The following is a 10494-nucleotide window of genomic DNA, read 5'->3' on the forward strand; positions in this document are numbered from 1 at the left end:
TCACCAAGAAAACAACAGATGTCGTCAGATTATCTAGATGCCCACCTTCATGTATCTCGGGAAACAGAAAACTTACGAGCAAACTTTTTTCATCGTTCCGATCTATCATCGTGTCATATGCAACTCGATCATCAAACGTTAGTATATTGCCTATTTTAAAGTCATATTTATGTTCAAAAGATTCGATATATTCTCGTTCGTCACCATAAACATAAACAACAGAAGAATTTTTGATATTTGATTCTGACGAAACTAATAATGTATCTTTTGTTAAAGAATAAGTTTTCAGCATTGTAATCCTCCTGCTTTATATTTTTCCCAAAATTCTTTATATTCAAACATTTCAATAAATTGATTGAGTCTAAATACTTCAGTGTCAGCAATTTTTTCTACATAATTTTTATGTATTAAAGGATCTTTAAATAGCTTTGTCATCAATTCACGGTCAAATTTATCCAAGTCATTAATTACATTATTTCGTTTCAGAGAACCCTTACTAGTTAAATACTTGTTTCCAAACTCTCCTAAAATACTTTTGACTTGAGACATTATCTTAGGTTCTATTTCCATTCTAATCCGCCCTTTAATTTTTACCAAAAATGCCACCAACTCTTATTGACTTTATTTTTATGTATTCTTTTTTTCTTTTCATCGACAATATGACTTTGATCTTGCTTGTCGTTTTCAGCATTGTCATGAATGGCATTAATACTATTCGACAAGGTATCGTCCTTGTCGTTTGATTGTTGCTGTTGAGTTGCACTAGAAGGTTCAAGCAATCCACTCAATTTCCGAATGTGCTCTTTTAATCGATGGTTTTCTGTTACCGTTGCTATCTGTAATTTTTGTTGCTGGTCTAAGGCTTGTTGTAAATTTGCAATTTGTTGATCTTTAACATCAAGTTGTTTCAGCAATATGTGATCAATCTTGTCGTTCTTGGCGTTTTTATCTTGCTGATTTGGTTGTCGTTCTTGGCGTTTTTGCTTGTCAAAGTTAGCAAGCATTTTAACGCCTTGGTTGTCTATTTCTAGATGGTTTTTAACTTTGTAAGTGTGTTTGCTTCGAAAACCATTAATACTATTAATACGTTGATTAATACCTTGTTTTGATAATTTCAATTCTTCTGAAAGTTGTCGAATAGTCTTGCCCAATAGTTTCACCACCTAATTAATCCGCCTTAAATTATAAGTTAAAAACGACAAGAACACCAATCGACAAGCAAAGCTTAAACTTGGTTGTCGTTCTTGTCGTTTTTTAAACTAGGTATCAATCTTCAAGCTAAACTATAATTGATTTGGTTCTGGTTGTTGCCACCAATGAATGTTGCTTTAACAGCAAATATCCCGGATTAACAACAACTCAAGTTTGCATCTAGTTTTTCCCTAATGGCTTGTTTTGATACACCAAACTCATCAGCAAGTTCTCTAATAGTTTTAGGCATGATTTCCAAACCCCTTTCGGAGTTCAGCAAGTACTTCTTTTCGTGCTTGATCTCTTATTTTTTTATCGTGCTCGGCCTGTTTATCAGCCAATGCTTGTTTCTCAGTAGAGCCTAAAGTTAGCCCCTTAACCTTGTCAATGGCGCGCCATTTTTCCTGTTCTGTTAATTCACCATTATGCTGAATGTTAAAGAGTTTTTGACGTTCATCTTGAAATTGACCTTGTGAGAAGTCGTTAGCGTCTTTCTTTTCAGGCTTCCAAGTAAAAGAATACCCAATCACTGGTTTCCCGCGGCCTTTACCATATTTTTTTCTAACCGTTAGGCCTCTAAAAAGAGGCGTAAGTTCCTCTTTGATGGGTTTTAAAACGGATTGATTTATATTACTACTTTTATAGCTTTTAGGGACATCTAATAGCTCGTTAAAGTCTGCAACTGAAAAGTAAGCGTACCCAGTAGTTCTAAATTGTTTTAGTAACCGAAACATGGTTTTTGCGTAGCTACTTTTTAAATCTCTGAATTCTGATAAAGCATAACGAACCCAACTTTCCAGCTCATTTAATAATTTTATAGCTTTGGGGTAAATTTTAATATCAACATAAGGATCATCAGCATGGCCGTTTATCTCAAATTCGGTAAACATAACAAAAAATTCACGATGCAGCCCATCTTTACTACGTCTTCCAAAGCGTAAGCCTAAAATTTTTTGATAAGTACTTTCAATATCGTCAATAAATCGGTTATTTGCTGTAGGTTTATATGCACTTAATTCTTTTAATTGATCAAATGAAAACCTTACAGTTTCGTCACCCTTGTCACGCATTCTAGAAACTATTGAGAAGAATAAATTCATTTCAACAGGAGTGAATTTTCGAAGTGGGATTGTATTTAATTCAGGATCATATTTAACAATTTCATTACTCAAATGAAGCACCTCTTTTAATGAATATGGTTTTATGAATATATAATACTACAAAACTCTATCTATAAACAGACAAAACTCTATCTATAAACAGACAAAACTCTATCTATAAACAGACAAAACTCTATCTATAAACAGACAAAACTCTATCTATAAACTCCTGTATCCCCTGGGAGAGTAAGGCTAAAAGGGGGTCTAAAAGAGGTTTAAAAGAGGTTTATAAAAGAGGTTTAAAAGAGGCACCAGTGTACAAGATCAAAATCTAAAACAAAAATACAAAGGAGTGAGCCCAAAAACAGGCTCACATTAAACTTCATTCGCTACGCTCTTTGCGCCTCACTTCGTTCGTTGCCTGCAAAGGAGTGGCAAGCCACATTAATTCGGGCGCTGACGCCCCGAACCCCGTCCAAGCTGAGCCAGCTTGACCGCTTTTTCACTCGCCGTTAGGCAGGAAAGCAAAGTTTTATAGAAACTTTGGCTTTCGCCAATTCAGTGTTAAGACTGGTTTAGAGCTGTCAATTCCTTATGCTCCCACGCTACGCTCGTCCGCTACCATTGACAGCAAATAGTTAGTTTTTTTTGAATCTTAACAAGAATTTAGCTGCTATGTTCGTTTTTTAGGGCCTTATTTTTCGTTTCTAGGGACTTTAAGACTATTTATATATTATTTATATCAAAACAAAAATAAAAAGCCCTCAGTGAGCTTTTAGAGGGCTAAATGACGAAACCAGGACGATTAATAATATTTTCTTGTCTTTTTTGCAAAATATAAGTGTATAAGGAATCATACAAATTCTTTTTAATCTCGTCAGGTTCATTGACAGATGCTTCAAACAATTCTTGAATATCAACTTGCCAAGGATCAGCAAGCATTTCATCAATTGGTTTTAATACTTTCTTTTCGTCAATCTTAATGACTCCTAACATCAAAATAATGCTTTCAGTTTAAATTCACAGATCTTACAGCACCGTTATTCAAAATTTGTTACCAAGCTTATAAAGATTATCTGCACAAAGCAATTAAAAAATTTTGGCTTAAAACAGCGTAATCTGCAACACTTTTTAAATATTTAAAACATAACAATCCTAGTTAGGTGCAAACATAAATTGAATTAAAAATACAGTCAATTCAACAACTGCAAAAATCGATTGTATGGTTATCAGCAGGACGAGTGAAACGAGGTCAATGCGCACTTACACGTCATCTAAAATGACGTTGTGCTAAAACCAAAAATCTGTATCAGAAGTCGCTATAAGCGACAACTAAAATCACACCCATTTAGCCAAAATCAATTTGATCAAGCATAGTTTCAGTACTCGCTTGATCTAAGCCTAAATAAGCTAAAGTCATGGCTTCACTAGAATGATTTAATAAGTGCATAACTAAGCCAATATTGTAATTGGATTGCGTGTAAACCCGATAAGCCCCGGTTTTGCGCATAGTATGAGTACCTAGATAATTAATTCCTAACAGCTCGCCAACCTTGCTCATGATTTTATAGAACTGTTTTTCTGTGATATGTCGTTCTGGGTGTTGAATCGAAGGAAAGAGCCATTCAGATTCTAGTTTATGATCAAGCAGCCATTGACGATACAATAAAAGCTCTGTTTGAACTGGTTTAAGGTACAAGGTATTAGGCTTGCCGGTTTTTCGGTCGTGAATGAATGCATTTTGTTTAATGGAGCCGTCCGAATTAAAGATATCTGCTTGTTTTAGGCACATAACGTCACTGACTCTTAGTAGCGTAGCTTTCCCAACCTGAAAAATTGTATAGTTACGCTGACCAGCTTTGAAATTATTGAGTAAGGTATCTTGTACCTCTTTAAGAACATTCGAATCTTTGATTGGTAAGACAACCTGTTGCATAGTTTTATTCTCCTTTAAACTATTTTTTGATTTTTAGTACAAATTAAAGTACAATATTAAGTACAAAGAAAGGGTGGTAAATATGACATTAGCATTAACACAGAGCGATTTTCGCGCTAACCTAAAAAAATATTTAGATCAAGTTAATGACGAAGATGAAACGGTTTATATTGCCCGTTCAAATAGTCGAGCAGTGGCCATTGTCTCGCAAGAAAAAATGGACTGGCTAGAACGAGCACTAAAAGCTAAAGAAGGCTCGTTGGAATATGCAATTGCGCGTGATCAATTAATTAAACGACATGTTTTACCTGATGATGAAATTGTAGAATCAAATGATGATTATTGGGGTCAGTTTAAAGCATGAAAAAAAAACTAAGATTTAAACCGCGTGCAACCTTTAATGCTGACCTAAAGCGTTTAGCCAGTTTAGACAAATCTATTATTGATGAAGTTCGAGAAGCCATTGATCTATTGCTTGAGCAACAACAATTACCACCAGAATTTGAAGATCATGAGCTTAATCGGCGAATGAGCGGATACAATGAATTTCATTTGCGAGACACCCCGAAAAACAAAAAACCAAGCGAGACTAACGATGTTCTGGTGGTTTATACGATTGATAAAGATAAACTAGTCTTAATCGGAGTTCGAGTGGGGTCGCATGATCGTTTATTTCCTGGGCAAAATCGTTCTAAGAGGTATCTAAAAAATGGCGAATAAAGAAGTTATTTTTAGTATATAATGACAAATACCCCCTAACATCTATATTATAGATATTAGGGGGTATTTTTTCAATGTTTTCGAGGGGTTATTTGGGACTTATAGACCCTCAAATTTACTATTAGAGCAGATTTTTTAATTATTCGTAATGGCTCCATGCTGCATAAATATAGACCCTTTTTAATGCTTCATCTACACGATAAACTACCCGGTGTTGCGCATTTAGTCGTCTTGAATATAATCCGCGACTAGCTGGCTGTAACTTTTCAAATGATTGTGTCGGCTGGTAAGGATCCTCTTTTAGAATAGCGACTGTTTTTAAAAACTGCGTTTTTAGGTTCGATTTCTTTAATTTTTTCAGATCACTTTTAGCAGAATTCTTGATTTCAACTTGATAACTACTCATAGATTATCCCAGTCAAGGTCATCAACGTTAGTAAAACCACTATCATCATCTTCACGTTCACGGATTTTAGCCAATGTTCCGGTATTTTCCAAGTATAAGGTTTCAGTGATTGAATCCCAGTCTTTTTTAGAAATAATAATTGCTGCCTGGTCCTCGTCCCCATTAGCTGGCGTGATTGTAACCGGCTTTTTTTGCTGGTTAATATCTTTCAAAATCTGGTAAAGATTTTGTCGTGCTTTAGTTGGCGTATAGTTTTCCATTTCGCTCACCTCTATAGTAAATTATAACGTACGCCATCCACGTACGCAAGCGCTTATCCATATAAACAATATTTTAAGGGGGCATGTTCCAAATCGCCCCTGTGAAAACCTATTAAAAAAGCCCCCATTATCTACCGGTTAGATAATGGGGGTTGTTTTCTTTATAAAATGATATAATACTCCCTATATAGGAGAAAACGTATGTCTAGACAAAAACGATCGATCAAGGAAAATAATGATAAATTAAAAGTTCAATTAGAACTCCTCCGTAGTTATACGGAACACTTTGACTCAGGTATGATTCATATGGCTTTGCCAATGGCTACACAGGTTCGTGTATTAATACATCAAACAAATATGCTCTTATACTAAAAAAATGGACTATTTTATTCAGTCCGTAAAATGAAAGTATAGGAGTATTTTTATGCCAATTCGTTATTCACAAGATTTCAAAGATTCATTGGTTAAACTTCACCAAGAAGGCCGTTCACTTAAATCATTAGCAGAAGAATTTGTTCCGTCGAAAGATTCTATTGCTATTTGGGTTAAACAAGCTACCCCAATCATGATCAAGGGTCAGTCAAAGACGTTAAAAGATGTCAAGCAACTAGAGAAGCGCCTCGCTATTTTGGAGGAAGAAAACGAAATTTTATCACGCATAGCCTAACAGTCAGATTATAATGATTATAAATTAGTAATCGGGGGTGGCATATGAATTCATTGATTAGTTTAGAAAAAGTTAATTATCAAATCGCTGATCAACATATTTTACATGATGTTGATTGGCAGATTCCAGCTGGGGCTCATATTACATTGACGGGACCATCCGGTGGTGGGAAAAGTACGTTATTACGGATCATTGCGGCCATGATTTCTAAAACAAGTGGGACCTTGATTTTTGATGGGCAGCCGATTGAAAGTTATGACCCAATCATGTATCGGCGGCAAGTCTCATATTGTTTCCAACAACCGACGTTATTTGGTGAGACGGTGGCAGATAACTTAGCTTTCCCGTACCAAATTCGTAAGCAAGTCATGGATACGCAACGAGTGGTAACGGCGTTAAATAATGTTGGGCTGTCCGAACGAACCCTGCATCAGCCGATTATCGAGCTTTCCGGTGGTGAACGGCAGCGGGTCGCGCTGATTCGCAACATCTTATTCTTACCAAAAGTGTTGTTATTAGATGAGGTGACAGCTGGTTTGGATGAAAATAATAAGCAAATCGTGCACGCCTGGTTACGACAGTTAAATGAGCAGGATCACGTGACAACGATCATGATTACTCATGACGCGACAGAGATTGATGCGGCAGATCAATTAGCGAAAGTGGTTGCTGGCAGATTGGAGGTACACGCATGAATTTAGCAGTTAATAATACGTCGCTATTTTTGGCGGCAATGTTAGTGCTCGTCGCGTTAGGAATTAGTTTGTGGCAGAAACTTGGCTTGGATAGGGACATCGTCATTGGTGTCGTGCGGGCTGTTGTACAACTATTTATCGTGGGTTACTTGTTAAAGTATATTTTCCGAGTCAACAATTTGTGGCTAACGCTGGCGATGATGGGCTTCATTATCTTCAATGCGGCTTGGAATGCGAAAAAACGGGGGCCGGGGATTGACCATGCATTAGCCATTTCGTTATTAGCCATTTTTGTTAGTACGGGGGTAACACTCGGCGTCCTCGTGCTATCTGGTGCGATTAAGTTTGTGCCATCGCAAATGATTCCCATTTCTGGTATGATTGCGTCGAATTCAATGGTCGCAATTGGGCTGGCTTATCGCAGCCTCAATAGTCAGTTTCATGACCAGCGGCAAGGTGTGCTTGAACGGTTGGCGTTAGGGGCTGGTCTACTTGATGCTTCGATTGCCATCGTGCGTGAGGCGATTCGTACGGGGATGTCACCAACCATTGATTCGGCAAAGACTGTGGGTCTAGTCAGCCTGCCAGGGATGATGTCCGGTTTGATCTTTGCGGGGGTCGATCCAGTACGGGCCATTAAGTATCAAATTATGGTCACGTTCATGCTCTTATCAGCGACTAGTTTGGGGTCAATCATTGCGTGCTATTTAGCTTACCGTAATTTCTATAATGAACAAAAACAGTTGAAGTAATAACTCCCGGTACTCGTCTTGCTTATAGTCATTGGATCCTTCGTAATGTGATTGATTAATCTTAAGATTTAACTCTAGGTTTTTGATAGTTGGCGTTAGCCTTCTAATACAAATAAACCCCATCAAAATGGGGATTAAATCTACCCTTGACAAGCGTCAAGGGTATAACTGCGCATTGACCTCGTTTTACTCGGTCTGCTGATAACCATGAAATCAGTTTTTGCCGTTGTTGAATTGACTGTATTTTTAATTCAATTTATGTTTGCACCTAACTAAGATTGTTATGTTTTAAATATTTAAAAAGTGTTGCAGATTACGCTGTTTTAAGCCAAAATTTTTTAATTGCTTTGTGCAGAGAATTTTTATAAGCTTGGTAACAAATTTTGAATAACGGTGTTGTAAGATCTGTGAATTTAAACTGAAAGCATTATTTTGATGTTAGGAGTCATTAAGATTGACGAAAAGAAAGTATTAAAACCAATTGATGAAATGCTTGCTGATCCTTGGCAAATTGATATTCAAGAATTGCTTGAAGCTTCTGTCAATGAACCTGACGAGATTAAAAAGAATTTGTATGATTCCTTATATACTTATATTTTGCAAAAAAGACAAGAAGATATTATTAATCGTCCATGTTTCGTCATCTAGCCCTCTAAAAGCTCACTGAGGGGTTCTTATTTTTCCTTTGGTATAAATATATATAAACAGTCTTAAAACCGCTAGAAACGAGAAATAAGGTCCTTAAAAACGAACATAGCCGCTAAATTCTTGTTAAGATTAAAAAGGAAGGAGACAACGAACATATCTGGTACGATCCGCGAACCATGCCAAAACTGGCCAATACCTTAGCTGATAAGTTTGCCAAGAAAGATCCAGCCGACAAAGCGACCTTCAAGGCGAATGCAAAAAAATACATCGCTTCACTGGACGATCTCAATACTTTGATCAACAAGTTGAAGTCGAAAGTAAATGGCCAACTCGTTGATGTCTCCGAACCTGTCTTTGGGTACGCGCTCGATTATCTGGGCTACAAAGTCAATGACGATCACTTCTCGAAGTCAACCGAAGACGGCACAGACTACAGCGCAAAAGATATCCATGGTATCGAAACCGATATTAAGGAAAAGAAAATTGCCTTCTTTGTCAATAACATCCAAGCAAGCTCAAAGACTGTCAATCAACTCGTCAAATTAGCTGAACAAAATAATGTGCCGGTTTTGAAAGTGACCGAGACATTACCTAAAGGCAAAAACTATCGGACTTGGATGACCAGCCAATACCAGCAACTTGAAAAAATTCAGGATCAAGCAACGAACAGCGCAAAATAGCATCACTTCTGGTCACAGGGGTTTATCATTCCCCAATGTTTCGGCAAAGCTCACCCTCTGTCGAAGTTTCGTTAATTGCTTTGATGACAAGATAAACCATATGCCCGGGCCAACAACACCGGACAGCACTTGACCAGAAGGAAGCCCGCGAATTTCTTCGCGGGCTTTTTTGATCGTTCCGCCCACAAATACCGGTGTTACAATAAAACTGTATTGGGAACAAGAAAGGAAGATTCAAATGGCAAATATCATGATCTTAGGCGCACACGGGCAAATTGCAACGTTAGCGCGGCATCAGTTGCTGAAAGAAACCGATCATCACCTGAGTTTGTTTCTACGCAATGCCGGGCGGCTGCAAGACGTCAATCCGCAACGGGAGACGGTGATTGACGGGGATGTCACCGACACCGCCAAGTTGACCAAGGCGCTTGCTGGCATTGACGTTGTCTATGCCAACCTTGGCAACAAGGGAATTGAAGATCAGGCAAAATCCGTCGTGAAAGCGATGGATGCTGCAGGTGTGAGTCGATTGATTTGGATTTCGACGTTGGGAATTTACGATGAAGTCCCCGGCGCTTTTGGCAAGTGGAATCATAAAATGCTTGATGGTGGTTATCTTGAAACCTACGCCGTAGCCGCCAAAGTCATTGAAAATTCTGACTTAAAATATACGATCATTCGGCCAGCTTGGCTTTCCAATAAAAACATTGTCAGTTATGAATTAACGGAAAAAGGCGAGCCATTTAAGGGCACAGAAGTCTCTCGGCGCAGCATCGCTGACTTCGTCGTCAAGCTGATTAACGATCCAAGCAAACACATCGGTGCTTCACTTGGCGTTGACCAACCTAACACCCAAGGCGATAAGCCTTCCTTCTATTAAAGTAACCAGTCATCGGTCAAATCAAAAAGAGTTTATTTCCGTGTTCATCACTGGGAAATAAACTCTTTTCTGTTGCCATGCCCTTTACTTGGCTATCAAAGTATTATCTTTTTAAACTCAATCAAACTTTGTCATCCAGTGACTAGCCGTATGTGCGTCAAATGCCATCTCAATGTCGGCCGGCAAATTGCGTTGTAGCGATAAGGGCACCTGAAGCGCTTGTTCTCGCGTAAAAAGTTGAACCTTTGCAGTTTCGATCCCGCTTTTTAACGCACGATTCTCCGGTAGACAAGCAATGAACATTTTGTACACATCTTGCGAACTTTGCTATCGGTTGCGGAGATGGAGCGTGATATGATTATTGAGCGTACGCAAGCCGTTAAAATATTTGCAAGGCAACACAATCCCAACTATAAGGAGGGTAGACCCAAAAGAAAAAAAGATAGCCGGAATATGGCTATCTTTGAATATTCTAACTCTCATACTGTGAAGGAAGCCGCTGAAGCTTTTAATATTTCTCCGCGCACAGTGCAATACATTAAAAAGCTATTTAGATAAA

Annotated in this window: 14 protein-coding genes and 4 pseudogenes; 9 read left to right on the forward strand and 9 right to left on the reverse strand. The window is 38.0% G+C overall.

The window, feature by feature from the left end:
• From ON15_RS05970 to ON15_RS05995, 6 genes and pseudogenes are all read right to left on the reverse strand, one after another.
• A pseudogene (locus tag ON15_RS05970) lies at positions 1-292 on the reverse strand (magnesium transporter CorA family protein); the annotation flags it as partial.
• Positions 286-570: a site-specific DNA-methyltransferase gene (locus tag ON15_RS05975; RefSeq protein ID WP_235720436.1), complete on the reverse strand. Its 285-nt coding sequence runs from the start codon at positions 568-570 to the stop codon at positions 286-288. The pseudogene ON15_RS05970 and the gene ON15_RS05975, both read right to left, overlap by 7 nt.
• A 20-nt stretch (positions 571-590) precedes the next feature.
• Positions 591-1151, reverse strand: a complete 561-nt coding sequence (locus tag ON15_RS05980) for a DUF536 domain-containing protein (protein WP_010580577.1) — start codon at positions 1149-1151, stop codon at positions 591-593.
• 282 nt (positions 1152-1433) lie between these two features.
• Positions 1434-2363: a replication initiation protein gene (locus ON15_RS05985; RefSeq protein ID WP_010580579.1), complete on the reverse strand. Its 930-nt coding sequence runs from the start codon at positions 2361-2363 to the stop codon at positions 1434-1436.
• A gap of 711 nt (positions 2364-3074) precedes the next feature.
• Entirely contained in the window at positions 3075-3287 is a 213-nt protein-coding gene (locus ON15_RS05990) for a hypothetical protein (RefSeq protein WP_010580580.1), read from the reverse strand.
• A gap of 352 nt (positions 3288-3639) precedes the next feature.
• The gene (locus tag ON15_RS05995) at positions 3640-4227 is read right to left on the reverse strand and encodes a site-specific integrase (protein ID WP_010580581.1); all 588 of its coding nucleotides are present in this window, start codon (positions 4225-4227) and stop codon (positions 3640-3642) included.
• An 82-nt stretch (positions 4228-4309) separates the two neighbouring features.
• On the opposite strand from ON15_RS05995, the gene ON15_RS06000 reads away from it, so the two are divergent.
• Entirely contained in the window at positions 4310-4591 is a 282-nt protein-coding gene (locus tag ON15_RS06000) for a type II toxin-antitoxin system Phd/YefM family antitoxin (protein ID WP_010580582.1), read from the forward strand.
• A complete protein-coding gene (locus ON15_RS06005; RefSeq protein ID WP_010580583.1) occupies positions 4588-4947 on the forward strand; it encodes a type II toxin-antitoxin system YafQ family toxin in 360 nt (119 codons plus the stop codon). The genes ON15_RS06000 and ON15_RS06005 overlap by 4 nt, the downstream gene beginning before the upstream one ends.
• A 139-nt stretch (positions 4948-5086) precedes the next feature.
• On the opposite strand, the gene ON15_RS06010 is transcribed toward ON15_RS06005, so the two are convergent.
• On the reverse strand, positions 5087-5353 hold the full coding sequence (locus ON15_RS06010; protein ID WP_010580584.1) for a Txe/YoeB family addiction module toxin: 267 nt from the start codon (positions 5351-5353) through the stop codon (positions 5087-5089).
• Complete coding sequence (locus ON15_RS06015; protein ID WP_010580585.1) at positions 5350-5613, reverse strand: type II toxin-antitoxin system Phd/YefM family antitoxin; 264 nt, start codon at positions 5611-5613, stop codon at positions 5350-5352. The genes ON15_RS06010 and ON15_RS06015 overlap by 4 nt, the downstream gene beginning before the upstream one ends.
• Positions 5614-6037: 424 nt before the next feature.
• Between ON15_RS06015 and ON15_RS06020 the strand changes: the two genes are divergently transcribed.
• The 6 genes and pseudogenes from ON15_RS06020 to ON15_RS06045 all read left to right on the forward strand — a co-directional run bounded on the left by ON15_RS06020 (position 6038) and on the right by ON15_RS06045 (position 9935).
• Positions 6038-6280 carry a transposase gene (locus tag ON15_RS06020; RefSeq protein WP_010580587.1) on the forward strand — a complete coding sequence of 81 codons (243 nt, stop codon included), beginning with the start codon at positions 6038-6040 and terminating at the stop codon, positions 6278-6280.
• Between the two features lie 44 nt (positions 6281-6324).
• Positions 6325-6975, forward strand: a complete 651-nt coding sequence (locus ON15_RS06025) for an ABC transporter ATP-binding protein (protein WP_010580588.1) — start codon at positions 6325-6327, stop codon at positions 6973-6975.
• On the forward strand, positions 6972-7727 hold the full coding sequence (locus tag ON15_RS06030) for an ABC transporter permease (RefSeq protein ID WP_003572050.1): 756 nt from the start codon (positions 6972-6974) through the stop codon (positions 7725-7727). The genes ON15_RS06025 and ON15_RS06030 overlap by 4 nt, the downstream gene beginning before the upstream one ends.
• A gap of 435 nt (positions 7728-8162) precedes the next feature.
• The gene (locus tag ON15_RS06035; protein WP_010580589.1) at positions 8163-8375 is read left to right on the forward strand and encodes a hypothetical protein; all 213 of its coding nucleotides are present in this window, start codon (positions 8163-8165) and stop codon (positions 8373-8375) included.
• A gap of 131 nt (positions 8376-8506) precedes the next feature.
• A pseudogene (locus ON15_RS06040) lies at positions 8507-9055 on the forward strand (metal ABC transporter solute-binding protein, Zn/Mn family); the annotation flags it as partial.
• A 238-nt stretch (positions 9056-9293) separates the two neighbouring features.
• Complete coding sequence (locus tag ON15_RS06045; protein WP_010580591.1) at positions 9294-9935, forward strand: SDR family oxidoreductase; 642 nt, start codon at positions 9294-9296, stop codon at positions 9933-9935.
• A 117-nt stretch (positions 9936-10052) separates the two neighbouring features.
• Here ON15_RS06045 and ON15_RS06050 read toward each other — a convergent pair.
• A pseudogene (locus ON15_RS06050) lies at positions 10053-10262 on the reverse strand (NUDIX hydrolase); the annotation flags it as partial.
• On the opposite strand from ON15_RS06050, the pseudogene ON15_RS06055 reads away from it, so the two are divergent.
• Positions 10248-10493, forward strand: a pseudogene (locus ON15_RS06055) (helix-turn-helix domain-containing protein); the annotation flags it as partial. The pseudogenes ON15_RS06050 and ON15_RS06055 overlap by 15 nt on opposite strands.
• Between the last annotated feature and the right edge of the window lies 1 nt (position 10494).

This window comes from Liquorilactobacillus vini DSM 20605, assembly GCF_000255495.1.
GTDB classification, from domain to species: domain Bacteria; phylum Bacillota; class Bacilli; order Lactobacillales; family Lactobacillaceae; genus Liquorilactobacillus; species Liquorilactobacillus vini.

Coding starts and splice junctions, on each gene's coding strand:
- ON15_RS06010 (WP_010580584.1), bottom strand. CDS start 5,353: ATGAGTAGTTATCAAGTTGAAATCAAGAATTCTGCTAAAAGTGATCTG.
- ON15_RS06035 (WP_010580589.1), top strand. CDS start 8,163: ATGTTAGGAGTCATTAAGATTGACGAAAAGAAAGTATTAAAACCAATT.
- ON15_RS06005 (WP_010580583.1), top strand. CDS start 4,588: ATGAAAAAAAAACTAAGATTTAAACCGCGTGCAACCTTTAATGCTGAC.
- ON15_RS06030 (WP_003572050.1), top strand. CDS start 6,972: ATGAATTTAGCAGTTAATAATACGTCGCTATTTTTGGCGGCAATGTTA.
- ON15_RS06020 (WP_010580587.1), top strand. CDS start 6,038: ATGCCAATTCGTTATTCACAAGATTTCAAAGATTCATTGGTTAAACTT.
- ON15_RS06015 (WP_010580585.1), bottom strand. CDS start 5,613: ATGGAAAACTATACGCCAACTAAAGCACGACAAAATCTTTACCAGATT.
- ON15_RS06025 (WP_010580588.1), top strand. CDS start 6,325: ATGAATTCATTGATTAGTTTAGAAAAAGTTAATTATCAAATCGCTGAT.
- ON15_RS06000 (WP_010580582.1), top strand. CDS start 4,310: ATGACATTAGCATTAACACAGAGCGATTTTCGCGCTAACCTAAAAAAA.
- ON15_RS05975 (WP_235720436.1), bottom strand. CDS start 570: ATGGAAATAGAACCTAAGATAATGTCTCAAGTCAAAAGTATTTTAGGA.
- ON15_RS05995 (WP_010580581.1), bottom strand. CDS start 4,227: ATGCAACAGGTTGTCTTACCAATCAAAGATTCGAATGTTCTTAAAGAG.
- ON15_RS06045 (WP_010580591.1), top strand. CDS start 9,294: ATGGCAAATATCATGATCTTAGGCGCACACGGGCAAATTGCAACGTTA.
- ON15_RS05990 (WP_010580580.1), bottom strand. CDS start 3,287: ATGTTAGGAGTCATTAAGATTGACGAAAAGAAAGTATTAAAACCAATT.